Source organism: Agrobacterium sp. S7/73, assembly GCF_019355535.1.
GTDB lineage: Bacteria > Pseudomonadota > Alphaproteobacteria > Rhizobiales > Rhizobiaceae > Agrobacterium > Agrobacterium tumefaciens.
This window is the reverse complement of sequence record NZ_CP072136.1, coordinates 1,131,233-1,155,227: the sequence shown is the minus strand read 5'-3', so window position 1 is coordinate 1,155,227 and position 23,995 is coordinate 1,131,233. Positions and strand designations below refer to the sequence as shown.

Below are 23,995 nucleotides of genomic sequence, written 5' to 3'. Positions count from 1 at the left end.
TTCCAAGAAAAAAACAGTTTTCTTGAAGTTTTTTTCGCTGCCTTTTTGCTCTGTCCCGACTTGAAACACCAATCCCAAAACGGGAAATCCGCGTCTTCGATACGCTCCGCGGCCTGACTACTCAGCATCGCAAAAATATCTCTGTGCCGAAAATCGCTTTCAATACAGCGGCCTAAATGGCTACCAAAAACCTAAGGTCGAGATGCGTAAAATTGTAATAAAATTTGCTTCAAACACACGTAAAAACTAACTCGAATACAGTTCAAAACAACCGCTAATTTGCTGAAATATAAGCTCAAATTGACACGCGCATCTTTCCGCGGGGTCAAAATATACATGCGAGTGTCTCCTCAACACGGGGAGACAAGCAATGAACAAAAACAACCGTTTCGGTTTCTTTCTGATCGCATTCATCGTCAGCGCCATCGCCCATCAGGCCAGCGCTTCGCCATCCGCCGCCATGCGCGTGATCGGCAAGGCCAACCCGCCGATCGGCCACTACGAGTTCTGCCAGACCTATCAGAGCGAATGCCAGCCGACATCGCTGGATAACGGCCCGATGAAACTGACCGAAGAGCGCTGGAAGACGATGCTCGACGTCAACTATACCGCCAACACCACGATCACGCCGATGACCGACATGGAAATCTACGGCGTCGAAGAGCGCTGGGCCTACCCCACCACGGTCGGCGATTGCGAAGATTTCGTGCTTCTGAAGCGCAAGATGCTGATGAACAAGGGCTTCTCCGCCAACAACCTGCTGATCACGGTTGTTCTGCAGCCGAATGGCGAAGGCCATGCAGTTCTGACCGTTCGCACCGATCGCGGTGATTTCGTCCTCGACAACATGCGCAACAAGGTCATGAACTGGTCGGAGACCGAATATACCTACCTGAAGCGTCAGGACACCGCCAATCCCGGACGCTGGGTGAAAATACAGGATGGCCGCGCCACCACTGCGGTTGGCGGCATCAACTGAAGCCACCCAAACCCACGCAAATACCGTCTCCCCAAATGAAAAAGCCGGCTCCGCAAGGAAGCCGGCTTTTTCATTTCAATCACATCCATTGACGATCAGAGAAGGCCTAGTTCGGCCAGTTCCCGCTTGAGGTCGGAGGGCATCTCCTCGCCGCCGAAATCACCGCCGCCGAGATCGCGTGGGGCCTCGTTGTCCTTGAGGTAGCGCCAGCCCTGAAACGGCCGCTTCGGCGCAGGCGACGTCTCGATCACCTCGGGGCCGAGAATGAGATCGCAGCGGGTAATGCCGTCGTCGCCCTTGAAGGAACGTATGTCGAGAAGTTTCTGCCGTGCCTGCACCTGGCCCTTGATGACCCAATAGAGCGAACCGCCTTCCAGCAATTCGTCAAGCCGTTTCGGGATCATCCGCGTGGTGTGGACGCTGTGCGGCTCAAGGCCAGCGGCGATCGCGGTCAGCGAGCGATGCGCGACCCAGTCTCTCAAATCCTGGAGTGAATCCGCGCCGACGCAAAGTTTTATAAGATGTAGAGGCATATGCTTATCAATGCCTTTTTGCGTCGGGCGTCAAGCATGTGGACCATGCCTGACGCCCTGCCCGCTCAGCATTCCACAACGTTCACGGCAAGACCGCCGGTGGAAGTTTCCTTGTACTTGTCGCTCATGTCGTTGCCGGTCTGGCGCATGGTTTCGATACAGGCATCGAGCGGCACGAAATGCTGGCCGTCACCCTTCAACGCCAGGGAAGCCGCCGTTACCGCCTTCACCGCACCCAGCGCATTGCGCTCGATGCAGGGCACCTGCACCAGACCGGCGATCGGGTCGCAGGTCATGCCGAGGTGATGCTCGAGCGCGATTTCGGCGGCATTCTCCACCTGTTCTGGCGAACCGCCCATGACGGCGGCAAGGCCTGCGGCCGCCATGGCGGCAGCGGACCCAACCTCGCCCTGACAGCCGACCTCGGCACCTGAAATAGATGCATTATGCTTGATGATGCCGCCGATTGCGGCCGCCGTCAGCAGGAAATCGCGAACATCGTCAACGGTCGCATCCTCGTGGAAATGCCGGAAATACCGGACTGTGGCCGGAACGACGCCCGCAGCGCCGTTGGTCGGCGCTGTCACCACGCGCCCGCCCGCAGCATTTTCCTCGTTCACGGCCATGGCATAGACGCTCAACCAGTCATTCGCCATGACAGGATTGAGCCGGTTGCTGCGCCATTCCTCATTCAGCTTCTCGTAGATGGAGCGGGCACGGCGGCGCACCTTCAGGCCACCGGGCATGATGCCGTCCACCTTCAGCCCGCGCTCGATGCAGCCGTTCATCGCCTCCCATATCTGGTCGAGGCGCTCGTTCAGCTCGTCGCGGGAGATTACCGTTTCTTCGTTTGCGCGCTTCATCTGGGCGATGGTGCGGCCGGAGCGGCCCGCCATCTCAAGCATTTCCCGCGCCGTTGCGAACGGATAAGGCACGCGCGGACCATTATCGATGGTCTTGCCGCGCTGCTTGATCGCTTCCAGTTCCGTATCGGTCACGACGAAACCGCCGCCGACGGAATAATAGATGCGCTTGAGAAGCAGCCTGCCCTGATTGTCGAAGGCGGAAAAGGTCATGCCGTTGGCATGGCCGGGCAGCGGGTTCTTCTTGTCGAAGACCAGATCCTCGGCTGGGTTGAACTCATAGGAGGGGTGGCCGGGTGGCGACACGGTGCCCGCCTTTTCAACCTTTTCGATGATCGGGTCCATGGCGTCGGGGTCGACGAGATCCGGCCGCTCGCCCGTCAGGCCGAGAATGACCGCACGGCCGGTGCCGTGGCCAATGCCGGTAAAGGCAAGCGAACCGTGCAGGCTGACCTTCAGGCGCGACACGGAAGCACCCGCCGGACGCGGCCATTCATCACCGAGGATAAGCGCAAGAAAGCGGTTCGCCGCCGTCATCGGCCCCATCGTATGCGAGCTGGAAGGACCGATACCGATCTTGAAGACGTCGAAGACCGAAAGAAACATGAGGCTTACCTTGAATAAGAATGGATTCCACCGCCATCATATCCAAAGCCGCGACGGATCGCCACAAAAGAGCGGCACCGGCTTTTGCAGCTGCGACATACAGGCCGCAGAAACGAAAACAGCACGGTTTCCAGAGGAAACCGCGCCGTCTCAAAACCCGTCATTCATGAGAAGTGTTTATGGGCTGCCAAAAATGTACGTCAATGCGAGAAATGCGGCAAAGCCTGCAAGCGCGCGCAAGGTGACGGCCCAACAGGATTTCTGAGCGGTTTCTTCCATGATTACTCCAGCTATTCACTCTCCGGGCGATCTTCAAGACCGGGCCCGTTGGGGGAAGCATTTATTAAAATCCGGCGCAGAACGCAAATGCAAAAAGCGGCTAAATGAAGGCGTTTTTGACGGGCTGCCATTCGTCAGTTGCATAGGTGTGTGAAAAAACAAGGCTTTAGATCGGGGCTTTCGGGTTACCCCTTTTTGCCGTTCGCCTCAATTTGAACCAAAGTGTAACTGGTTTATGAAGGTTTCGCACAAACGCCTGTTGAAGCCAGCGGCAATCGGCATCCCAGAGTTGAATTTCAGTGTCCGGACTGTTGTGCCTTGAAAGCCTTTCGGCTGTGCCTTATCGACAGAAAACGGCAACGGGATTCGTCATTACATGCAGCAGGCATCATCTTTTCCGGACCGCGAGACGGTCGCATCGAAACTTGCCTCGCTTGCAAGCGAGGACAAGGCATGGGTGCTGCTTTTGATGGAAAACGTGTTGCAGGATGAAAACCTGCTGGCCGGCCTCAATCTCTATCTCGATCAACAGGCCAATGCCCGCTTCCTTAACAGTCTGAAACTGGAGACATCAGGCGAATGGCTGGGCTGTAACGCCCCTGCCCGCCTGCAGATACGCATCACGGAAGCGGCCAAGGCCAGCCAGCATCCTGCCTATCTGGCCTTCCGCAAGGGACTGACGGCATCGGCAGGCCTCGAAAAAGCCTACCCCAAGGCGCCGATCTAACTTAGTCAGGCACCCTGTCGACGACAGCGATAATCGGCCCCATGGCAAACAGGGAATCGCGCCTTTTCATCGCAGGAATGTCGACACTGGAAATCGTCCCGTCGAGATACAGCGCGTTTGGCGCATCCAGCGCATCCCTGAACAACGTCGCGAAGTCGTAAAAACGCACGGTGTTTTCCGAAATCGCGAAATGCACCATGCCATCGCGCGACACGCCGACGCCGTTGCGGCGTTTCAGGCTGTCGCTATCGGGCAGAAATCGCGGATGCAGCTTTCCATCGATCACCAGCATCGGGCCGGACTGGGTGGCAAAATCCGGCTTCAAGCCGGCAGAGACATAGGCCTGTGTTTCCAGAACGCCCGCCATTGCACCCTTCAGATAAAACACGCCATTCGGCAGAAGATGGAAATTGCCCCACCCGCCGCCGGTAATAATCGGCGAACGTTCGACGCCGTTTTCGACAAAAAGGCCAACGGGAGAATAGTCGGAATGATACATGCCGCCATTCATGGCGAAGACGCTGAACATGTGCTGCCGCCACAGGGCGGAGGAGAGATCGGAGAAGGAGCGATATCCCTCACCCGAGACATGATCGCGGTCGTAAATCCGGATCACGCTTTTCGCCGGATCGAAACTGCAGACGATGTAACGTCCGCCCGAATGCTCCATGGTTTTGCAGAAATCCACCTGTCCGCCCGCCTTAGCCGAAAACGGCAAAAGCAATGGCAGCAGCAAGCTAATCAGTCTTTTCGTCACCAGTCTTTTCATCAACGCCCGCTCATGCCCTCTCGCCCCATCTTAGTACGGCGCGATTCTTACACATGAACTGTGACGGTGAAATCAGGTCAAAGAAAAGGCGTCCCCTTCATTCAGGGAGACGCCAGACCATGGAGGGGAGAGACTTTTAGCGACGCGCGGCGCGGTCTACGCTACGACCTGCGTCCTGCGTGGCGTCCACTGCATTTGCCGTATCCCGGCCAACGCCGCGAATGGTATTACCGCAGGAACTCAAGGTCACGACGGTCAACAAAGCCACGAAAACTGTCGAAAGAATACGTGTGATCATTTGAAATAACTCCCCTATGACTTGCCGTCCAAAGGCAAGCGCCGATGTGATATGCGTCACAATAACGTGAGCATTGGAAATCGGTTCCACCGGCGTTTGAAAAAATCCCGTCGGTGAAAATTAACATGGTTTTTAACTTCGCGAGGGAAACTCGGGCGCAGGGATCATGATCGGGAAAATCGTGTGGGTGACATGACTGAGATAAACAATCGGCTACTGGTGATGACGGCGGGGGGGCTGAACCCCAATGTCATGATCAATGCGCTGGCCGCCCGGTTTCCGGATATCCATGTCATCGTGGAGCAGGCGGAAAGCAAATCGGCCATTCTGAAAAGACGGGCGCGGCGGCTCGGCTGGGTGACAGCCGCAGGCCAGATGGCGACGATGATCGCCTCCCGGCTCGGCAAACGCTTCACTGTTCGGCGCACCAATGAGATCATTGCCGAACATGGCCTCTCTGCCGATCTCGGCCAGGCAGTTCCTGTTACACATGTTGCCTCCCTGAACGACGAAGAGTGCCACAAGGCCATCAACACCTTGCAACCGGCGGCGATCTTCACCATTTCCTGCCGCCTTCTGACACCGGCAACCCTTCAAGCTCTGCGCTGCCCGGTCATCAACTTCCACGCCGGCATCAATCCCGCCTATCGCGGCCAGATGGGCGGTTATTGGGCGCTGGTGGAAAAGGACCGGGGTAATTTCGGTGCGACCGTGCATCTGGTCGACAAGGGCGTGGATACCGGCGCAACCCTTTACGAAAAGCGGCTGAAGCCCTCGCCTTCCGATACCATAGCCACCTACCCCCTGCTTCTGACCGCCGCCTCGGTCGATATTGCGGTCAGCGCTATCGAGGACGCCCTTTCCGGCAGCCTTGCGCCGCAACCGCCCTTGCCTGGCAAATCGGTGCTGCGGTTTCCGCCGACGATCTGGACATGGCTGTGGAACGGCCTCACCAAACGTGTCTGGTGAGGACAACCACCCATTGCCGCCAGCCAAACAGATGAAATCAAGCTTCGTCGCAGATGCAGGGCTGTCTTGCCGCAACAGGCAAAGACGTGGGCAAAAAACCGGTGCATGATAAGGAAAAGGACCAAATTCAAATTGCACGATATCTCGACCTCTCCCGCCATTGCCGCCTCCATTGAAGCCTCACCCGCACAGGTGCTCGGCCCGGCAAGTCTTGCCGGTATCTTTCCACAGGGCGTGCGTGTTTATCTGACAGACACCGGACAGGCCTCGCAGGACAGGCTGGTCGACGCTGCAAAACACCTCCGCGATCTCGGCTACACACCAGTGCCGCATCTCGCGGCACGGCGCATATCGTCTCGCGTGCAATTCGAGGAGCAGGTGAAGCGGCTGGCAGGCGAAGCGGGTGTGTCGGATGTGCTGGTAGTCGGCGGTGGCGTCGCGACGCCGGCTGGACCCTTCACATCCAGCATGGATATGCTGTCGACCGGCATCTTCGATCGCTGCGGGATCAATCAGATTGCAATCGCCGGCCATCCCGAAGGCAGCCCCGATTTCAGCGATGAGACGGCGACGGCCGCCTTGAAGTTGAAGTATGATTTTGCCGAAAGAAGCGATGCGGCAATGCGCATCGTCACCCAGTTCGGCTTCGACCCCGCGCGCTTCATCGCCTGGGCGGAAGGACTTGCCGCCTCCGGCATCGACTTGCCGGTGCATATCGGCGTCTCCGGTCCGGCCAGGATCACGACGCTGCTGAAATATGCAGCTCTCTGCGGCGTCGGCAATTCCATCGCCTATCTGAAAAAGAACGCGCTCTCCCTGACGACGCTGGCCAAGGGCCATTCACCGGAAAGCGTGGTCGGCCCTATCGAACGGCACTGGCAGGCAAATCCGGCAGGGCCGATCCGGCAAATACACGTTTTCCCATTTGGTGGGCTACAGAATTCGGCAGACTGGCTGGCCGGTCGTGGAAGCTGGCAAATCGGCGATGCGGACTTTTCCGCAAGGCGGGGCACGGTAGCGATCTAGGCCCACCTTTGCCTATGGCGCGACGGACGGTCGCCGTCGCGCATTCTCGTTATAAAGATCTACCTCAGGCCGCCTTGGCGACCTCGACAAAGGCGTTGCGGATGCTTTCCGCGACCGCAAGGATGGGGCGCGAGGGTCTTTCGCCCGTGATCAGGCGAATATCGAAATAACCAAGTTCCGGCAGGCCTTCCTTGTCGCTCAGAATGACCATGTCGTTCTGCACATAGGAGCGCGGCAGGGGCGCGATGGCGAGATCGGCGGCAATTGCTGCGCGCTGCGCCATGGTATGGCCGCTGAGATAGGCCACGCGGAAATTGCGACCCCGCTTTTCAAGCGAGTTGATCGCTTCCGAACGCCAGATGCAGCCCTCTTCCCAGATCGATATGGGCAGCGGATCGCGCAGATAGGCCGTACCGCATTTTGCCCCGGCCCAGACGAGACGTTCGCGCATCAGCACCTCGCCCGTATCCCGCAGCGGATGCGACGCACAGTTGACCAGTGCCAGATCCAGCCGCCGTTCATCCATGCGCTTGTAGAGATTGGAACTGGAATCGATCGTGACATCGATCATGATGCCGGGGAAAACCTCGGCAAAACGCTTGAGGATACCCGGGAGCAAACCGCGCTCGCCAATATCTTCCGGCGCACCGAGCCTGACGACGCCAGACAGTTCAGGCATGACGAAACGCGACACGGCCTCGTTAGACAGCGCGATCATGCGGCGCGCATAGGTCAGAAGCGTTTCGCCATGCGCCGTCAAAGTCACCGAGCGGGCATCGCGCAGGAACAACGTCGTCTTCAGCTGTTCCTCCAGCTTCTTTATCTGCATGGAAACGGCGGACGGCGTTCTGAACACCACCTCTGCAGCGGTGGAGAAGTTCCCGGTCTCGGCAATCGCGACGAAGGTTCTCAGAATGTCGTTATCCAGCAGCGGCAGCGGTTGGCGGAAAGTTACGGTCATGGCACGAACCTTCAAATATTTTGATTTATAGATGGATATCATTTCGTTTGATTGAATGTCAACACGGGCGCACCATCCGGGACATCGAATGACGGGGCAACTAACGCCTTGTCGGAATGAAGCGCTGGCCCATCACGGAAGGACAGAAAGTCCGGCAGGCGGCGAATGCAAGTCATTCCTAAAATTGATAAATGACATAAAATTCATTCTCTTGTTTGATGAGATATGTAAGCGCATACCGAAGTCGTAAACAGGATCGTGGTTCACGAAAGGATCAAGACATGGCCATGATACATTATCACCCCGCAGCGAGCCGTTCGTCGCAACGCCCCTCGACCGGTAGCTGGCTCCAGCGCCTGTCCGGCCAGATTTCCGCTCTCCATACGTCATGGAAGCGCGCAAGAATGCTCCGCGCGCTGGAAGGTTTGCCGCCTGAAACATTGAAGGACATTGGATGGCCGACAACCGACAGCAACCGCATCAGGGTCGTCCGCAAATGATGCGCAACCCCATGGCTCGCAACCGTCCCAGGACTTGCGAGCCATCCCCGTCAATCGCGAGACGCCCCGGCAGAGGCGTAAAATGACCTGCCTGTTTTACATGCGACACGACGCCCTTTAAAAAGGCTTGTCGCAAATTTTGCATATTTCAAAAGCTATTTTTTGACAGCCCGGATTTCACGGCGTATTTTTCGTTAAAGATGTCGGAAACAGGACATCCAGAAGACCGATTCCAAGGGAGGAATTGCGTATTCGCAACGGAGCACGGGCAAATGAGCAGGAACTCCCAGAAGAAACGCTCAATCGTCTTTTTTCTCATTCCGCAATTTACCATGCTGCCGTTCGCCGCAGCGGTTGAAACGCTTCGCATCGCCAATCGCATGCTGGGGTATCAGGCTTACGAATGGCGCCTCGCCTCGCTCGACGGCCAGAAGGTCATGTCATCAAGCGGCATCTGTCTTGAGGTCGACACCTGTCTTGCCGATGAGCGACGATATGTCAGCGGCGAAAACCGCGTTGAAATGGCAATCATCTGTTCGGGCATCGATGTCGACCAGCACATCAACAAATCCGTCAATGCCTGGCTGCGTGAAGCCTATAATCGCGGCATCGCCATCGGCAGCCTCTGTACCGCCGCGCATATCCTCGCGCAGGCTGGTCTCTTGAACGGCAAACGCTGTGCGATCCACTGGGAGAACTTGCCTGGTTTTTCCGAAGCCTTCCCGCAGGTGGAAGTCTATGCCGATCTCTTCGAGGTGGACAGCAACATCTATACCTGCGCCGGCGGCACCGCATCGCTCGATATGATGCTGAGCCTGATCGGTCAGGATTTCGGCGAAAATCTTGTCAACCGCGTCTGCGAGCAGCAATTGACGGACCGGGTGCGCAGCCCCAACGACCGCCAGCGCCTGCCGCTGCGTGCGCGCCTCGGCGTTCAGAATAGCAAGGTCCTGTCGATCATCGAATTGATGGAAGGCAATCTCTCCGAGCCGCTGTCGCTGCTCGACATCGCCGATGCGGCCGATCTGTCGCGCCGACAGGTGGAGCGTCTCTTCCGGCAGGAAATGGGCCGCTCACCCGCCCGCTACTATCTTGAAATCCGCCTGGACCGCGCCCGCCACCTGCTGGTGCAATCGGCCATGCCGGTGGTCGAGGTTGCCGTTGCCTGCGGTTTCGTCTCCGCTTCGCATTTCTCCAAGTGTTATCGCGAAATCTACAATCGCACGCCGCAACAGGAACGGGCGGAACGCAAGCTGCTGATCAGCGCTTCACGGATGGCAACGGCGAGCCAGGGCAAAGCCGCGCACTGACGCGGCTTTAAACTTCGAGCGCGAAAAAGTCCTCACCTCAGGGATGAAAACCTCCCCTCCGTCATGCCGGACTAGATCCGGCATCCAGCCACGGCGCGTCTGCGCTGTGAAAGGTATCTCCTGCGATCAAGTCCGGTGACGGCGTGGACACCAACTCAAGGTCACGCAAACGGCCGCACCGCGTGGGCGAGATCTTCTGCCGTCATACCTGCACCCGCCCTGCTGCCCGCCTCGCCATGCAGCCAGACACCGGCAGCGGCGGCCTCAAAGGCAGGCGTTCCCTGCGCAAGCAGTGCGCCGATGATGCCAGCCAGCACATCGCCTGACCCCGCCGTCGCAAGGCTCGACGGCGCATTGGTATTGACCAGCGCGCGGCCGTCCGGCGCGGCGATGACCGTATCCGCACCCTTGTAGACCAGCACTGCGCCGCTGCGCGCCGATGCGGTCTGCGCCTTCTCGATCTTGCTCAGTGACGTGTCAGCGGTGAGATCGGGAAAGAGCCGAGCAAACTCGCCCTCATGCGGCGTCAATACGAATTTCCCCGCGCCTGAAATCATCCGGTCGAACAGGGTTTCCGGGCAGTCCTTGAAAGCGGTGATCGCATCGGCATCAAGCACCACCACCTTGTCCCCGAGCAGGGACACGAATTGCCGCGCCTTTTCGAGATCGCCGAAACCGGGACCGAGGACGAAAGCGCCGTGGCGTTTGTCGTCCAGCCAGTGGCGCAGATCGTCCGCATCATCCAGACCGGAGCTCATCACCGCCGTCAAAGTAACCGAAAGCACGTCGAGCGCCTGCTTCGGCGCGGCGATGGTGACGATGCCCGCCCCCGCCTTCAGCGCCGCGATTGCCGTCATGCGACTTGCTCCCGTCGCATGTGGCGGTCCGGAAAAGACGGTCAGATGCCCACGGCGGAATTTATGCGTTTCCATTTCGGAGCGGGGCAAGGCGTCGCGCCAGACAAGTGGATCGTTTTCCGCAACCGATCCCGCATGAGCGGCGAGAATACGGGAGGGGATACCGATATCGAACACCTCAAGCGTCCCGCACAGTTCCCGCCCCGGCATCAACAGATGGCCGGGTTTTCGCGCCATGAAGGTTACGGTCCGCTCCGCCTTAAACGATGCGCCCAGAGGCACGCCCCTCCTGCCGCAAAGACCAGACGGCAGATCGACGGCGAGAACTGGCACGGCAGCCTGCGTCACCGCATCGATCACGCGCCGAAGCTCCGACGGAATCTCGCGGGACAATCCGGCCCCGAACACTGCGTCAATCACCACGTCACCAGCGATGGGTACATAGTCGCCAAGCGGCAGGGCTGTGACGCCGCTAACCTCGAAAGCCGTGCGGGCATCGCCTTTCATGGCCGTGACGTGGCCAAGATGATGAACCGCAACTGTCGCCCCGCTTTGCACAAGCGAGCGTGCCGCAACGTAACCATCACCGCCATTATTGCCGCCTCCGCAGAGCACGACGAAACGCAGCGCGTCCGGATAGTGGCGAAGGGCCGAAGCAGCGACCGCCTGCCCTGCCCGCTCCATAAGATCGTATAGGGGAATGCCGGATTGGCCTGAGGCCGCATCGATGCGGGCCATCACAGCAGGGTCGATAAGAGAGAGATTCAATAGGGATTTCATGGAGCGATCATCCCTTCAAAACGCCGGAAAGGCAATCGATACAAAAATAAGCAAATGGCTGCGGCGAAATAATAATCAAATGCATAAAATATAAACAAATCAACAAAACGCCGTCAGTGCATTCCGAAATATTCAAGATAACTAAAATAAGGAAAACCGACAGAATTGATGACGGATTTTTCGGGTTTTGGCGAGAAATTGGCTGGAAAACCACAAAAAGCGAATGCATTTTGTGCCAGAAAGCCGGGCAAGCGAAGTTTTTTCTTCAAGCCCGCTTCCGATCTGGCACAATACGTGCATTCTTGTGGCAGAGCGGGAATAACCTGCTTTAACGGGAGAAGCGGAGAGATATTTTCTCATGAAAAAGATCGAAGCGATCATTAAGCCTTTCAAGCTCGATGAAGTGAAGGAAGCCCTTCAGGAAGTCGGACTTCAGGGAATCACGGTCACGGAAGCAAAAGGCTTTGGTCGTCAGAAGGGCCACACGGAACTCTACCGCGGAGCAGAGTACGTTGTGGACTTTTTGCCGAAAGTGAAAGTCGAAGTCGTACTGGCGGACGAAAATGCGGAAGCCGTCATTGAGGCTATCCGCAATGCGGCACAGACCGGACGTATCGGCGACGGAAAGATTTTCGTTTCCAACGTCGAGGAAGTCATCCGAATCCGTACCGGTGAAACAGGCGTGGACGCCATATAATCGGAACCAGGTCCTGAGCCGGGGAGGCTCAGGTTTTTCACCTCGTCACCACCACACTCAAGGAAAACGTTTAAATGACGACCGCAAACGATATCTTGAAGCAGATCAAGGATAACGACATCAAGTTCGTGGACCTGCGCTTTACCGACCCCAAGGGCAAGCTGCAGCATGTCACCATGGATGTTGTCTGCGTAGACGAAGACATGTTCGCCGATGGCGTCATGTTCGACGGCTCCTCGATCGCCGGCTGGAAGGCCATCAACGAATCCGACATGGTGCTTATGCCCGATCCGGCAACTGCCCATACCGATCCGTTCTTCGCCCAGTCGACCCTCGTCATCCTTTGCGACATTCTCGACCCGGTTTCCGGCGAAGCCTATAACCGCGACCCGCGCGGCACCGCCAAGAAGGCCGAAGCCTACCTCAAGGCCTCCGGTATCGGCGACACCATCTTCGTTGGCCCCGAGCCGGAATTCTTCGTCTTTGACGACGTGAAGTACAAGGCAGACCCTTACAACACCGGCTTCAAGCTGGATTCATCGGAACTGCCGTCCAACGACGACACGGATTACGAAACCGGCAACCTTGGCCACCGTCCACGCGTCAAGGGCGGTTACTTCCCGGTTCCGCCGATCGACAGCCTGCAGGACATGCGTTCCGAAATGCTGACGGTTCTCGCTGAAATGGGCGTCGTCGTCGAAAAGCACCACCACGAAGTCGCCTCCGCGCAGCACGAGCTGGGCGTGAAGTTCGACACCATGGTATCCAGCGCCGACAAGATGCAGATCTACAAGTACGTCGTGCACCAGGTCGCCAATGCCTATGGCAAGACGGCAACCTTCATGCCGAAGCCGATCTTCGGCGACAACGGCTCGGGCATGCACGTGCACCAGTCGATCTGGAAGGGCGGCAAGCCGACCTTTGCTGGCGACGAATATGCCGGCCTGTCTGAAAACTGCCTGTACTACATCGGCGGCATCATCAAGCATGCCAAGGCCATCAACGCCTTTACCAACCCCACCACCAACTCCTACAAGCGTCTGGTGCCGGGTTATGAAGCTCCGGTTCTGCTGGCCTATTCCGCCCGCAACCGCTCCGCATCGTGCCGCATTCCCTTCGGCTCCAACCCGAAGGCAAAGCGCGTCGAAGTCCGCTTCCCGGACCCGACCCAGAACCCCTATCTCGGTTTTGCAGCCATGCTGATGGCCGGCCTCGACGGCATCAAGAACAAGATCCATCCCGGCAAGCCGATGGACAAGGACCTTTACGACCTTCCTGCCAAGGAACTGAAAAAGATCCCGACCGTCTGCGGCTCGCTGCGCGAAGCGCTGGAAAGCCTCGACAAGGATCGCAAGTTCCTGACCGCCGGCGGCGTGTTCGACGACGACCAGATCGACTCGTTCATCGAGCTGAAGATGCAGGAAGTCATGCGCTTCGAAATGACCCCGCATCCGGTCGAATTCGACATGTACTACTCTGCCTGACCGGCATTTGGGACGCCTTTAGAGGCGTCCCTTCCCGCTCGGCGGTTTTCCCCTGGAAAGCCGCCGTTTTCTTTTGATGCCCAGCCATGTCGCGAACAATGTCGATCAAGCCAGCCTCTCAGCAAACGCGCCTCACGGACTGGCTCATCTTTCTGGCGGTACCGTTCTTTTTCTCCAGCAACATCATTTTCGGCCGCGGCGTCATCGGAGAGGTCTCGCCCTTCATTGCCGCCTTCATTCGCTGGATCGGATCGAGCCTCATCATCGCTCCGTTCATGATCGCCGACTGGCGGAACTGCATCGCCTTTGTGCGCCAGAAAACGCTGCTCTGGCTCGTTCTTGGCATTCTCGGCATGGGCGTCTGCGGTGGCGTGGTCTATTGGGGCCTCACAATGACGACGGCTGCCAACGGTACGTTGATCTACACGACTTCGTCGCTATTCATCATCCTGTTCCAGCGCATCTTTCAGGGCCGCCCGATCCGCAGGCTCGAAGTGGCGGGCATGATCATCGCTTTTGCGGGCGTGGCGGCAATCGTGCTCAAGGGCGATATGTCCGCGCTCTGGCAGATGAAATTCAACATTGGCGATTTTGCCATTCTGACGGCAGCGATTGCGTTTGCGGTCTATTCGCTGCTATTGCGCGATCCCGCGGCGCGGCAGATGGCCTCGTTCAGCCTTTTTGGCCTCATCGCCTTCTCCGGCGCGCTGGTCCTGCTCCCGCCGGCAGCGGTGGAACTGGCGCATGGTGGCTTGCTGCCGGCCACGGCCATCGCCTGGGCCAAGATCGGCGGCATCATCCTGTTCGCCTCACTGCTTGCCTTTTATTGCTTCACCCATACGGTCCGCGTTTTCGGCCCCGCCACGGCAGGCATCACGCTTTACATGATGCCACCCGTCTCGATTGTCATGGCCACGCTTTTCCTTGGTGAAACGTTTGAAACATATCACGCCATCGGGATCGTACTGGTTACCGGCGGCGTCGTCATCGCCACCGCACCGATCGGCCGCAGGGTCGCTTAAGAGCATCAGGGGAAAAAGGGCCGGATACCGCTAGCCCTTGATATTTCCCATTCCGCACCCAACTATTAGTGGGAAAGGAAGTTCATACCATGAAACAAAGAGACGCAAAATTTACGCTTGGCGAGATCGTCCGCCACAAGGTGTTTCCGTTCCGCGGTGTGGTGATTGACGTGGACCCGGAATATGCCAATACGGAAGAGTGGTGGAACGCCATCCCCGCCGATATTCGCCCGGAGCGCGACCAGCCCTTCTACCATCTTCTGGCGGAAAACGATGAGACTGAATATGTCGCTTACGTTTCCGAACAGAACCTCGTCCACGATGAAAACGAGGCGCCGCTCCGCAACCGCAATATCGAGCGGATGTTCGACAAGGCGCCCAACGGCGAGTGGCGGCCGAAGATGTCGCTGGCGCATTAGCGCACGCCCGATTTGACAACAGTCATAAGGGCGCTGTGCGCTTTGACTGAAAATACGTCGGATCAAAACCGCGCATAAAAAAACCGGCCTGAAAACAGGCCGGTTTTTTCGTGTTCTCGTAAAGAGATCAGGGCTTCGGCGCGCCCTTTGCGGCGTCCTGAGCAGCTTCCAGCTTCTTGCGAGCCTCTTCGGCCTTTTTCTGCATGCCTTCCTGAAGGCTGCGCTGGCTTTCTGCGAGCTGCGACTGGGTGATGGCCGCGCCGTCATAAGCGCCGGTAAAGCCGGTAAGCGCGATCTTGATGGGGTTCGGCGCGCGGCGGAAGTTGATCGAGGTGAAGACGATCTCGTTGCCCTTCTTCAGCGACGCGATCATGGCGTCCGTCAGCGGAACTTCAGCCGTGCACTTGTCGGGAAGGCAAACAGCGTAATCGAGCTTCTGACCCTTGCCACCGTCGATCTGCATCATCACACCCGGGGGAATGAGGCGCGCGGTCGGAACGGAAACCTGGAGCAGCTTGCGGTTGACCTTGCCCTCGACAGTGATGAGGCCGACGGCAGTGATCATCTGGCCGTTCTGGGCAAGAACCACGTTCTGCACGACGCAGACATCGTTGTCTTCCTGCTTGGAGCAGGTCTTGAACCAGCCGAGCGGCGGAGCGCCAGCGCCCTGATTGGCGGGAGCATCCTGTGCCTGCGAGATGGCCGGAGCGGAAACCGCGCCCAGGGAAAGAACGAGAGCGGACAGAGCTGTCCGGGTGAATGTGTTTGCCTTTTGCATCATAAGAGTTCCGTCTCCTGAATGTCTGCCAGAACAGAACCGCGGGTCCTGCTCGCCGATGGCGGTATCCTTCTGCCCGTTCAACTGTCGTTTAAATGAGGCAAATGCGTGACCCGTCTCTTCCGGCCACCCTGTTACATGCCGTTCGCGGCGATATCCAGCACTTCTTTAACTTTTTCTTGAGGCAACCCAAGATTTCCCGCCCTCGCATGGGTCCAGCCATGGGCTTGTGCTACATATTCGCCAGAATCATAACAAAAAACCAATCATGACGATAACCGACCACGACGACAAAACGGACCGACAGTTGAGACAGGATAGTGACATGCGCAAGCTTGCGGCCCTCATCCCCGCATTGTTTCTTTGGGGAACGGCCCTGCTTTCTCCGGAAATTGCCGTAGCGCAGCCGCTTCACGGCATTTCCATGCACGGTACGCCGGAACTTCCCGCCGACTTCCGGCACTTCCCTTATGTCAATCCGGACGTGAAAAAAGGTGGTCGGATATCCTACGGTGTCGTCGGCACCTTTGACAGCCTCAACCCCTTTGTTCTCAAGGGAATGCGCACAACGGCGCGCGGCGTATGGGACCCTGAATTCGGCAATCTCCTCTACGAGCCGCTGATGCAGCGCTCGAGCGACGAGCCTTTCAGCCTTTACGGCCTGCTTGCGGAAACCGTGGAGTGGGACGAGGAACGCACCTTCACCCAGTTCAACATCAATCCCAAGGCCAAGTGGTCGGATGGCGAGCCGGTGACGCCTGACGATGTCATCTTCACATTCAATCTCCTGAAGGAAAAAGGCCGTCCGCCGTTCAACAGCCGCCTCGACGGCGTGGCGAAGCTGGAAAAGATCGGCGAACACGGCGTCCGCTTCACCTTTAACGACAGGGCGAACCGCGAAACGCCGCTCATTCTCGCCTCTTCCACCCCTATTTTGCCGAAACACGCGATCGATCCGGAAAAATTCGAGCAGGCGGGCCTCGGCGCTGTTGTCGGGTCGGGTCCATACCGAATCAAGACATTGCGGCCGGGTGAACGAATCATCTGGGAGCGAAACCCGGACTATTGGGGCAAGGATATCCCGAGCAAGGTCGGCTTCGAGAATTACGACGAGATCAGCATCACCTATTTCCTTCAGGTCACCACCATGTTCGAGGCCTTCAAGAAAGGCGATATCGACATCTATCCCGAAGGCGACGCCATCAACGGCACCTCCGATACCTCCCATTGGGGCCAAGCCTACAACTTCCCCGCCGTTCATCGCGGCGATATCGTCAAGGATGTGTTTCAGCCGCGCCTGCCATCGGGCATGTTCGGCCTTGTCTTCAACACCCGCCGCGCGGTCTTTGCAGACGAAAAGGTGCGTGAGGGCCTATCCTATGCGCTCGATTTCGAGTGGATGAACAAGAACATTCTCGGCGGCGCATTCAAGCGTACGCAAAGCTACTGGCAGAACTCAGCGCTCGGCGCCTATGGCAATGCCGCAGATGAGCGCGAACTTGCGCTGCTTGGCGATGCGGCCAAGAGCATGCCGCCGGAACTTCTGGCGGGAACCTACGCCATGCCCACCACCGACGGGACCGGCGCGGACCGCAAGGTCCTGAAGCTCGCCGTCGATAAGCTGAAAGAGGCCGGATACAGCATCAAGAACGGCAGGATGTCCGACGCCAATGGCCGCCAGCTCGCATTCGAAATCATGACGCAGAACCCGGCGCAGGAACGCATAGCGCTTGCCTATCAGCGTTCGCTGAACCTGATCGGCGTCGCCATGGGCATCCGCTCCGTTGACGATGGCCAATATCAGGCACGCTCCAACAGCTTCGATTACGACATGATCATACGGTCCCTGCCCTCATCGCTCTCGCCGGGCGCCGAGCAGCTCAACCGCTGGAGTTCATTGTCGCGAGATGCGCAGGGCAGCTTTAACTATGCGGGTGCGGCCAGCCCCGACATCGACCGCATGATCGAGGCCCTGTTGCAGGCCCGATCCACGGAGGATTTTCAGGCGGCAGTGCGTGGTTATGATCGTCTTCTCGTCGCCGGCCACTATGTCATTCCGCTCTACTACATCGGCGCGCAATGGATAGCCCGCTGGAAATATATCGACCGCCCGGATATGACCCCGATATCAGGCAATCAGAAACAGACCTGGTGGGATGCGCGGGCGCAATAATCCGCCCCTGCCCGGTCCAAGACAACGGAAGATAAAGCCATGGAACGCATCGTTATCGACGTCGTATCGGATATGGTCTGCCCCTGGTGCTATCTGGGCAAGGCAAGGCTCGATCTTGCCATTGCCGAGGTGCAGGACGAAATCAGCGTCGACGTGAACTGGCGACCTTACCGGCTCAACCCGGATTACCCGCCTGAAGGCGTTGACCAGAAGGCCGCGCTTGAGGAAAAGCTCGGCAAGGAGCGTCTCGAGCAGGCCCATGCCTCGCTGGTGGAACTCGGAAAACAGGTCGGCATCCACTACGATTTCGATGCAATCAAGATTGGCCCGAACACGCTCGACGCACATCGCCTGTCGCTCTGGGCCCATGCTGAAGGCCGTGACGTTCAGGAAAGGATCGTCACCGCTTTGTTCAAGGCGAATTTCGAGGAAGGCCGCAATATCGGCGATCACGCCGTGCTGACCGATATCGCCGAAAAGGCAGGCATGGACGCCAAGGTGGTAACACGGCTTCTGGCGTCGGATGCAGACAAGGACACGGTGATTGCCGAAATTGACGCGGCGCAGCAAATGGGTGTTTCCGGCGTACCGTTCTTTATCGTCGACCAGAAATACGCCATCAGCGGTGCACAAACGCCTGATGTATTGATTGCTGCACTGCGGGATATTGCAAAAATCAAGGCGGACGAGCATAAGTCGATGAACTGACGGTCGAACACCGGCAGCTTGCCGTAATCGATAAACTGTTGGTGTTTTCCCGTGTCCGACCAGACCCTGAAAGGCATTCTGCTTGCCTTTGCCGCCTTCGCTGCCTACGCTTGGAGCGACGCGAGCGTTAAACTCATAGAAGGCCAGATTTCGCCGATCGAATCGGCCTTCTTCGGCGCCCTGTTCGGCCTCATCGCCCTGCCCTTCATCCGCAAGCGCAATGATCGCTGGGTGGATGTGGTGAAGACGACCAACCGGCCTTTATGGATCATCCGATTTTTTGCCGCCGGTACGGGTGCCGTCGGCAGCGTCACCGCTTTCACCCATCTTTCCATGGCCGAAGCCTTCGCGCTGATCTTCCTTCTTCCTTCTTTCGTCACCATCATGTCGGTGGTGTTTTTGAAGGAACAGGTGGGCATCCGCCGCTGGTCTGCGGTCATCATCGGTTTCCTCGGGGTGCTGGTCATCCTGCGGCCGGGTTTCCGTGAACTCGGCATCGGCCATATCGGCGCCATCATCGGTGGCTTCAGCGGCGCACTCAGCATCGTCATCTTCCGCGCCATGGGTCCGTCGGAAAAGAACGTCTCGCTGTATGGGGCCGGCGTACTGGGCTGTCTTACCATCAGCGGCATCGCCATGGTGCCGACCTTCATCATGCCGGGCGGCGAACAATGGTTGCTGCTGGCGGGATACGGCCTGCTCGGCGCGCTTGGCAACGTGCTTGTCATGTATGCTGCCCAATATGCACCCGCCGCCATGATCGGCCCAACGCAATATAGCCAGATGCTCTGGGCCATCCTGTTCGGTTACCTGATTTTCGGCGACCGCATTGATGGCTGGATGTTGATGGGCATCGCCCTGATCGTCGGCTCCGGCCTGCTGACTCTGATCCGCGAGAAGCAGCGAAAAGTGCCGCTTCCCGCCTCCATCGCCGCGACCGACCAGAATGTGGCCGTCGGGATCACGCCGGAAGACGAGCGCTAAAGTCGAAAATGCATGAGAACCAGCGACGCATGTTTGCGTCGCTGGCATGGCATTCGATCAATCACAAACCCTGACCCGATACATGTCGCCCCAGGCGTTCTGTCGCCAGGCCACGTGGCAGCGAGGATAAACCGGCTGGTAAACAACGGGCGGTCCATAAGCTGGCGCGGCGTAGACGGGTGGACCGTAGGCCGGTGCATAATAAGCGGGGCCATAAGCGTAACCGGGATGCCTTGCCCCGGCGATGAGCGCTCCGCCAATGATCGTTCCTGCGATCCCGGCGGCAAGGCCGCGGCCGAAATTATTGCGCGCTTCCGCCTGACTGGTGGTGGCAATTGTGGTGCCCGCAATTGTCAAAGCAACCAGACCAGCGGTGGCAAACCTGTTGATGTTGGTCCACATCGTCCTGCTCCTTCAAGACCCGGCGGCTTTACGATCCGCCGCACCGGGTATGAAGGAAAGATTACGCCCGCGAAGACTACCGATACATGTCCGTTTCGTTACATCGCGGTAATTTTCGCTGAAGGCAGTGAGTGGAGTTTTCGAGGGATTGGCTAATGGAAATGAGCCGACGATGGGTGGCTTACCCCCCTCTGCCCTGCCGGGCATTTCCCACACAGGTGGGGAGATCGATATGCGGCAAGGTTTTGCCTATATCAACGTTAGAGAATGAAGTGGTGACAGCGCGTCTTGCCGATCTCCCTCCTTGTGGGGGAGATGCCCGGCAGGGCAGAGGGGGTAAGCCACACCCACCTCCCCCGCCAAAGGCTTAAATCTACGACCGAGCCAGTTCCGCCAATTGCGTCATGACCATCGCCGCACCCGCCAGCCTCTTTTCCGGCGTCGGCAGATCGCGGTTCAGGAACAGGCTGTGGTCCGGGCGGATTTTCGCCATCGAGCCCTGCTTGCCAATGTAACCGACAAGCGCTGCCGGATTTGGGAATTCCTTGTTGCGGAACTGCACGACCACGCCTTTCGGCCCGGCATCCACCTTCTCGACATTGGCCGTGCGGCAGAGCGACTTGATGTAGACGATCTTGAGCAGATGCTGAACTTCCTTCGGCAGCGGGCCGAAACGGTCGATCATTTCTGCGCCGAAACCGTCGATCTCGCCTATATCCGCAAGCTCGCCGAGACGGCGGTAGAGACCCATGCGCAGATGCAGATCCGGCACGTAGTCTTCCGGGATCATCACCGAGGTGCCGACAGAGATTTGCGGCGACCAGCCGCTGTCGCGCACCTCTTCGTCACCCTTCACTTCGGCCACGGCCTCTTCCAGCATCTGCTGGTAAAGCTCGAAGCCGACTTCCTTGATGTGGCCGGACTGTTCTTCGCCAAGCAGATTGCCCGCGCCGCGAATATCGAGATCGTGGCTGGCAAGCTGGAAACCGGCGCCGAGTGTGTCGAGCGATTGCAGCACTTTCAGCCGCCGCTCCGCCATCGTCGTCAACACCTTGTTGACCGGCAGGGTGAACAGCGCGAAGGCGCGGACCTTGGAACGACCGACACGGCCACGCAGCTGGTAAAGCTGGGCGAGACCGAACATGTCGGCACGATGCACGATCAGCGTATTGGCGGTCGGCACGTCGAGGCCGGATTCAACGATGGTGGTCGAAAGCAGCACATCGTATTTGCCGTCATAGAAGGCGTTCATGATGTCTTCGAGTTCACCCGCCGCCATCTGGCCATGCGCCACCGCCACTTTCAGTTCCGGCACATCCGACTGCAGGAATGCATGGATATCGGCGAGATCGGCAAGGCGCGGGCAGACATAGAAGCTCTGGCCACCGCGATAATGCTCGCGCATCAGCGTTTCACGGATTACCAGCGGATCGAAGGGCGAAATGAAGGTGCGAACCGCCATGCGGTCCACTGGCGGCGTGGTGATGAGCGACAGCTCGCGCACGCCGGTCATGGCCAGCTGCAAGGTGCGCGGAATGGGTGTTGCCGACAGCGTCAGCACATGCACGTCGCTTTTCAGCTCCTTCAGCCGCTCCTTGTGCTTCACACCGAAATGCTGCTCCTCATCGATGATCAGCAGGCCGAGATTGGCGAAGCTTATGCCCGCACCGAGCAGCGCATGGGTGCCGACGACAATGTCGGTCTTTCCATCAGCCACTTCCTTCTTGGTGAGCGCAAGCTCCTTCGAACCCACAAGGCGCGAGGCCTGCTGCACCCGGATCGGCAGACCGCGAAACCGTTCGGAAAAGGTACGGAAATGCTGTCGCGCCAGAAGCGTGGTCGGCACCACCACCGCCACCTGAACGCCATTCATGGCGGCAAGGAAGGCGGCACGCAAGGCCACTTCGGTCTTGCCGAAACCGACATCGCCGCAGATCAGGCGATCCATCGGCCGCCCGGCACCGAGATCGTCGCGAACAGCGTCGATGGCGTTCAGCTGGTCCTCGGTCTCGTCATAGGGGAAACGGGCGGCAAACTCGTCGTAAAGCCCGTCCGGTGCGATAAGCGCCGGCGCGTGGCGCACCAGACGCGCGGCTGCAATGCGGATAAGCTCGTCGGCCATATCGAGCAGGCGCTTCTTGAGCTTGGCCTTGCGCATCTGCCATGCGCCGCCACCGAGCTTGTCGAGCGTGGCTTCCGCGGCATCAGAACCATAACGCGAGAGAAGATCGATGTTTTCGACCGGTAGGAACAGCTTGGCGTCGTCGGCATAATGCAGTTCCAGACAGGCGCGCGGCGCGCCCGCTGCCTCGATGGTCTGCAAACCGACGAAGCGACCGATGCCGTGTTCGGCGTGAACCACGAGCGAGCCTTCATCCAGCCCCGCCACTTCCGCGATGAAATCCGCGCCGCGCTTGCGGCGCTTGGAACGGCGCACCATGCGGTCGCCAAGAATATCCTGCTCGCCGATGATAGCGAGCGTTCCGGTCTCAAACCCGGCTTCGAGGCTCAGCACCGCCGAAGCCGCCTCACCCTTGCCGAGTTTCTCCACCTCTTTCAGCGATGTCACCGGCTTGATCTTTTCAAGCCCGTGTTCGTTCAAGACCTGCAACAGCCGGTCGAGCGAACCTTCCGACCAGCCGGTGATCAAAACCTTCCAGCCCTTGGCCCGGCGCTCGGCAATGTGCTTTACCGCCAGATCGAAAACATTGACCCGCTCTTCGCTGTCGCCTTCCGTCGGTGGACGTGCCCAGCGCGGACCAACATGGGCATCAAGCGTCGCGACCGGGCGACCTTCGCTATCGTGTTCGTTGAAGGGCGTCAGCCGCACCGCATTGACGCTCGCAAGCGCCGCCTCGAAGCTCTTGCCGTCGAGATAGATTTGCCCAGGCGATACCGGCTTGTAAGGCGCGCCCTGCGTCGAGCCCTTGGTCTCGCCCGAAGCCCGCCGCGCCTCGTAATAATCGAGGACCAGCTTGGAGCGTTCCTTCGCCGCCTCTCGCGCCGTATGGTCGGTGACGATACGGAAACCGCTGAGATAATCGAAAGCGGTTTCCAGCTCTTCGTAAAACAGCGGCAGCCAGTGCTCCATACCGGCATAACGGCGACCTTCGGAGACGGCCTGATAAAGCGCATCGTCGCGCGTCGCCGCACCGAATAGCGACAGGTAATTCTTTCGGAACCGGCCGATCGTATCCGGCGTCAGCGTCACTTCACTCATCGGATTGAGATCAAGCGAGCGCGCCTGTGCGATGGTGCGCTGGCTGGCCGGATCGAAGGTGCGGATGCTTTCCAGCGTATCGCCGAAGAAATCGAGCCGCACCGGCTCTTCGGTGCCCGGCACGAAGACATCGAGAATGCCGCCGCGCACGGCGAATTCACCCACTTCACGCACCGTCGCCACCCGGTCGAAACCGTTGCGCTCCAGCCGCGCGGCGATGTCCTCCATGCGGATCTGGTTGCCGGGCTTGGCCGAAAAGCCCAGGCTCTCGATAACGTCGCGCGGCGCCATCTTCTGCAGCATGGCGTTGACGGTGACGAGAACGATGGCCGGATGCGGTTTCTTGGCGTGATTGATGAGGCCGGCAAGTGCCGCGAGCCGGCGCGCCGAGGTGTCCGCACTCGGTGACACGCGGTCATAAGGCAGACAATCCCAGGCCGGCAGCGTCAACACCGGAATATCCGGCGCGACAAAACCAAGAATCTGTTCGAGATCGGCGACCCGCTGGCCGTCCGACATCACGTAAGCCACCGATGTTCCCGCCCGCGCCATATCGGCGAGCAGCAGGGCTTCCATGCCGGAGGGCACGTTTCCGATGGTCAGCGGCGTATCGGCCGACGCCACCAGCTTTGCATCGAATCCGGCTATCAT

24 protein-coding genes are annotated in these 23,995 nt (G+C 58.6%); 14 read left to right on the top strand and 10 right to left on the bottom strand.

What is annotated here, in order from left to right; genetic code table 11:
• The first annotated feature begins 370 nt into the window (after positions 1 to 370).
• Positions 371 to 979, top strand: coding sequence for a transglutaminase-like cysteine peptidase (locus tag J5276_RS05580; RefSeq protein ID WP_019566128.1), 609 nt, complete (start codon positions 371 to 373; stop codon positions 977 to 979).
• Positions 980 to 1,074: 95 nt separating this feature from the next.
• On the opposite strand, the gene J5276_RS05575 is transcribed toward J5276_RS05580, so the two are convergent.
• Together J5276_RS05575 and J5276_RS05570 are read right to left on the bottom strand one after the other, a co-directional pair.
• Entirely contained in the window at positions 1,075 to 1,512 is a 438-nt protein-coding gene (locus tag J5276_RS05575; RefSeq protein WP_013636312.1) for a DUF1489 family protein, read from the bottom strand.
• Positions 1,513 to 1,577: 65 nt separating this feature from the next.
• On the bottom strand, positions 1,578 to 2,981 hold the full coding sequence (locus tag J5276_RS05570; RefSeq protein ID WP_013636313.1) for an L-serine ammonia-lyase: 1,404 nt from the start codon (positions 2,979 to 2,981) through the stop codon (positions 1,578 to 1,580).
• A gap of 10 nt (positions 2,982 to 2,991) precedes the next feature.
• On the opposite strand from J5276_RS05570, the gene J5276_RS05565 reads away from it, so the two are divergent.
• The gene (locus tag J5276_RS05565) at positions 2,992 to 3,246 is read left to right on the top strand and encodes a hypothetical protein (RefSeq protein WP_219256699.1); all 255 of its coding nucleotides are present in this window, start codon (positions 2,992 to 2,994) and stop codon (positions 3,244 to 3,246) included.
• 390 nt (positions 3,247 to 3,636) lie between these two features.
• Positions 3,637 to 3,987, top strand: a complete 351-nt coding sequence (locus tag J5276_RS05560; protein ID WP_003515702.1) for a hypothetical protein — start codon at positions 3,637 to 3,639, stop codon at positions 3,985 to 3,987.
• 1 nt (position 3,988) lies between these two features.
• Here the strand turns inward: J5276_RS05560 and J5276_RS05555 are convergent, their stop codons facing one another.
• The gene (locus J5276_RS05555; protein WP_112154619.1) at positions 3,989 to 4,756 is read right to left on the bottom strand and encodes a phosphodiester glycosidase family protein; all 768 of its coding nucleotides are present in this window, start codon (positions 4,754 to 4,756) and stop codon (positions 3,989 to 3,991) included.
• 136 nt (positions 4,757 to 4,892) lie between these two features.
• Positions 4,893 to 5,054, bottom strand: coding sequence for an entericidin A/B family lipoprotein (locus tag J5276_RS05550; protein ID WP_003515706.1), 162 nt, complete (start codon positions 5,052 to 5,054; stop codon positions 4,893 to 4,895).
• A gap of 192 nt (positions 5,055 to 5,246) precedes the next feature.
• On the opposite strand from J5276_RS05550, the gene J5276_RS05545 reads away from it, so the two are divergent.
• Together J5276_RS05545 and J5276_RS05540 are read left to right on the top strand one after the other, a co-directional pair.
• Positions 5,247 to 6,023 (top strand): formyl transferase, encoded by a 777-nt coding sequence (locus J5276_RS05545; protein WP_112154618.1) that lies wholly within the window; start codon positions 5,247 to 5,249, stop codon positions 6,021 to 6,023.
• A 105-nt stretch (positions 6,024 to 6,128) separates the two neighbouring features.
• Positions 6,129 to 7,049, top strand: coding sequence for a methylenetetrahydrofolate reductase (locus J5276_RS05540; protein WP_112154617.1), 921 nt, complete (start codon positions 6,129 to 6,131; stop codon positions 7,047 to 7,049).
• 64 nt (positions 7,050 to 7,113) lie between these two features.
• Here J5276_RS05540 and J5276_RS05535 read toward each other — a convergent pair whose 3' ends face one another.
• Positions 7,114 to 8,052 (bottom strand): LysR family transcriptional regulator, encoded by a 939-nt coding sequence (locus J5276_RS05535; protein ID WP_003515711.1) that lies wholly within the window; start codon positions 8,050 to 8,052, stop codon positions 7,114 to 7,116.
• A gap of 239 nt (positions 8,053 to 8,291) precedes the next feature.
• On the opposite strand from J5276_RS05535, the gene J5276_RS05530 reads away from it, so the two are divergent.
• Positions 8,292 to 8,510, top strand: coding sequence for a hypothetical protein (locus J5276_RS05530; protein WP_025593690.1), 219 nt, complete (start codon positions 8,292 to 8,294; stop codon positions 8,508 to 8,510).
• Positions 8,511 to 8,782: 272 nt separating this feature from the next.
• Positions 8,783 to 9,820, top strand: a complete 1,038-nt coding sequence (locus J5276_RS30770) for a GlxA family transcriptional regulator (RefSeq protein WP_003515714.1) — start codon at positions 8,783 to 8,785, stop codon at positions 9,818 to 9,820.
• Between the two features lie 161 nt (positions 9,821 to 9,981).
• Here J5276_RS30770 and J5276_RS05520 read toward each other — a convergent pair whose 3' ends face one another.
• Together J5276_RS05520 and J5276_RS05515 are read right to left on the bottom strand one after the other, a co-directional pair.
• On the bottom strand, positions 9,982 to 11,457 hold the full coding sequence (locus tag J5276_RS05520) for an NAD(P)H-hydrate dehydratase (protein ID WP_112154616.1): 1,476 nt from the start codon (positions 11,455 to 11,457) through the stop codon (positions 9,982 to 9,984).
• A 113-nt stretch (positions 11,458 to 11,570) separates the two neighbouring features.
• Positions 11,571 to 11,726 carry a hypothetical protein gene (locus J5276_RS05515; RefSeq protein WP_174005716.1) on the bottom strand — a complete coding sequence of 52 codons (156 nt, stop codon included), beginning with the start codon at positions 11,724 to 11,726 and terminating at the stop codon, positions 11,571 to 11,573.
• 89 nt (positions 11,727 to 11,815) lie between these two features.
• Between J5276_RS05515 and J5276_RS05510 the strand changes: the two genes are divergently transcribed.
• From J5276_RS05510 to hspQ, 4 genes are all read left to right on the top strand, one after another.
• Positions 11,816 to 12,154, top strand: coding sequence for a P-II family nitrogen regulator (locus J5276_RS05510; RefSeq protein WP_003515720.1), 339 nt, complete (start codon positions 11,816 to 11,818; stop codon positions 12,152 to 12,154).
• 74 nt (positions 12,155 to 12,228) lie between these two features.
• The gene (glnA, locus tag J5276_RS05505) at positions 12,229 to 13,638 is read left to right on the top strand and encodes a type I glutamate--ammonia ligase (protein WP_003515722.1); all 1,410 of its coding nucleotides are present in this window, start codon (positions 12,229 to 12,231) and stop codon (positions 13,636 to 13,638) included.
• A 98-nt stretch (positions 13,639 to 13,736) separates the two neighbouring features.
• Positions 13,737 to 14,660, top strand: coding sequence for a DMT family transporter (locus tag J5276_RS05500; RefSeq protein WP_112154657.1), 924 nt, complete (start codon positions 13,737 to 13,739; stop codon positions 14,658 to 14,660).
• An 89-nt stretch (positions 14,661 to 14,749) separates the two neighbouring features.
• Positions 14,750 to 15,079 (top strand): heat shock protein HspQ, encoded by a 330-nt coding sequence (gene hspQ, locus J5276_RS05495; protein ID WP_003515726.1) that lies wholly within the window; start codon positions 14,750 to 14,752, stop codon positions 15,077 to 15,079.
• Between the two features lie 127 nt (positions 15,080 to 15,206).
• Here hspQ and J5276_RS05490 read toward each other — a convergent pair whose 3' ends face one another.
• Positions 15,207 to 15,860 carry an invasion associated locus B family protein gene (locus tag J5276_RS05490; protein WP_013636323.1) on the bottom strand — a complete coding sequence of 218 codons (654 nt, stop codon included), beginning with the start codon at positions 15,858 to 15,860 and terminating at the stop codon, positions 15,207 to 15,209.
• A 322-nt stretch (positions 15,861 to 16,182) separates the two neighbouring features.
• Here J5276_RS05490 and J5276_RS05485 point away from each other — a divergent pair, with 322 nt between their 5' ends.
• The 3 genes from J5276_RS05485 to J5276_RS05475 are packed head-to-tail and all read left to right on the top strand — an operon-like array spanning position 16,183 to position 19,722.
• Positions 16,183 to 18,030: an extracellular solute-binding protein gene (locus J5276_RS05485; RefSeq protein WP_013636324.1), complete on the top strand. Its 1,848-nt coding sequence runs from the start codon at positions 16,183 to 16,185 to the stop codon at positions 18,028 to 18,030.
• 39 nt (positions 18,031 to 18,069) lie between these two features.
• A complete protein-coding gene (locus J5276_RS05480) occupies positions 18,070 to 18,738 on the top strand; it encodes a DsbA family oxidoreductase (protein ID WP_003515731.1) in 669 nt (222 codons plus the stop codon).
• A gap of 51 nt (positions 18,739 to 18,789) precedes the next feature.
• Complete coding sequence (locus J5276_RS05475) at positions 18,790 to 19,722, top strand: DMT family transporter (protein WP_003515734.1); 933 nt, start codon at positions 18,790 to 18,792, stop codon at positions 19,720 to 19,722.
• A 57-nt stretch (positions 19,723 to 19,779) separates the two neighbouring features.
• On the opposite strand, the gene J5276_RS05470 is transcribed toward J5276_RS05475, so the two are convergent.
• Both J5276_RS05470 and mfd read right to left on the bottom strand, forming a co-directional pair.
• Complete coding sequence (locus J5276_RS05470) at positions 19,780 to 20,124, bottom strand: hypothetical protein (protein WP_013636325.1); 345 nt, start codon at positions 20,122 to 20,124, stop codon at positions 19,780 to 19,782.
• 373 nt (positions 20,125 to 20,497) lie between these two features.
• A complete protein-coding gene (mfd, locus tag J5276_RS05465) occupies positions 20,498 to 23,995 on the bottom strand; it encodes a transcription-repair coupling factor (RefSeq protein WP_019566117.1) in 3,498 nt (1,165 codons plus the stop codon).

Excerpts from the sequence above, each read along its gene's own strand:
- J5276_RS05580 (WP_019566128.1), top strand. The coding sequence starts at position 371 with ATGAACAAAAACAACCGTTTCGGTTTCTTTCTGATCGCATTCATCGTC.
- J5276_RS05575 (WP_013636312.1), bottom strand. The coding sequence starts at position 1,512 with ATGCCTCTACATCTTATAAAACTTTGCGTCGGCGCGGATTCACTCCAG.
- J5276_RS05570 (WP_013636313.1), bottom strand. The coding sequence starts at position 2,981 with ATGTTTCTTTCGGTCTTCGACGTCTTCAAGATCGGTATCGGTCCTTCC.
- J5276_RS05560 (WP_003515702.1), top strand. The coding sequence starts at position 3,637 with ATGCAGCAGGCATCATCTTTTCCGGACCGCGAGACGGTCGCATCGAAA.
- J5276_RS05555 (WP_112154619.1), bottom strand. The coding sequence starts at position 4,756 with ATGAAAAGACTGGTGACGAAAAGACTGATTAGCTTGCTGCTGCCATTG.
- J5276_RS05550 (WP_003515706.1), bottom strand. The coding sequence starts at position 5,054 with ATGATCACACGTATTCTTTCGACAGTTTTCGTGGCTTTGTTGACCGTC.
- J5276_RS05545 (WP_112154618.1), top strand. The coding sequence starts at position 5,247 with ATGACTGAGATAAACAATCGGCTACTGGTGATGACGGCGGGGGGGCTG.
- J5276_RS05540 (WP_112154617.1), top strand. The coding sequence starts at position 6,129 with ATGATAAGGAAAAGGACCAAATTCAAATTGCACGATATCTCGACCTCT.
- J5276_RS05535 (WP_003515711.1), bottom strand. The coding sequence starts at position 8,052 with ATGATATCCATCTATAAATCAAAATATTTGAAGGTTCGTGCCATGACC.
- J5276_RS05530 (WP_025593690.1), top strand. The coding sequence starts at position 8,292 with ATGGCCATGATACATTATCACCCCGCAGCGAGCCGTTCGTCGCAACGC.
- J5276_RS30770 (WP_003515714.1), top strand. The coding sequence starts at position 8,783 with ATGAGCAGGAACTCCCAGAAGAAACGCTCAATCGTCTTTTTTCTCATT.
- J5276_RS05520 (WP_112154616.1), bottom strand. The coding sequence starts at position 11,457 with ATGAAATCCCTATTGAATCTCTCTCTTATCGACCCTGCTGTGATGGCC.
- J5276_RS05510 (WP_003515720.1), top strand. The coding sequence starts at position 11,816 with ATGAAAAAGATCGAAGCGATCATTAAGCCTTTCAAGCTCGATGAAGTG.
- glnA (WP_003515722.1), top strand. The coding sequence starts at position 12,229 with ATGACGACCGCAAACGATATCTTGAAGCAGATCAAGGATAACGACATC.
- J5276_RS05500 (WP_112154657.1), top strand. The coding sequence starts at position 13,737 with ATGTCGATCAAGCCAGCCTCTCAGCAAACGCGCCTCACGGACTGGCTC.
- hspQ (WP_003515726.1), top strand. The coding sequence starts at position 14,750 with ATGAAACAAAGAGACGCAAAATTTACGCTTGGCGAGATCGTCCGCCAC.
- J5276_RS05490 (WP_013636323.1), bottom strand. The coding sequence starts at position 15,860 with ATGATGCAAAAGGCAAACACATTCACCCGGACAGCTCTGTCCGCTCTC.
- J5276_RS05485 (WP_013636324.1), top strand. The coding sequence starts at position 16,183 with ATGCGCAAGCTTGCGGCCCTCATCCCCGCATTGTTTCTTTGGGGAACG.
- J5276_RS05480 (WP_003515731.1), top strand. The coding sequence starts at position 18,070 with ATGGAACGCATCGTTATCGACGTCGTATCGGATATGGTCTGCCCCTGG.
- J5276_RS05470 (WP_013636325.1), bottom strand. The coding sequence starts at position 20,124 with ATGTGGACCAACATCAACAGGTTTGCCACCGCTGGTCTGGTTGCTTTG.
- mfd (WP_019566117.1), bottom strand. The coding sequence starts at position 23,995 with ATGATAGCCGGATTCGATGCAAAGCTGGTGGCGTCGGCCGATACGCCG.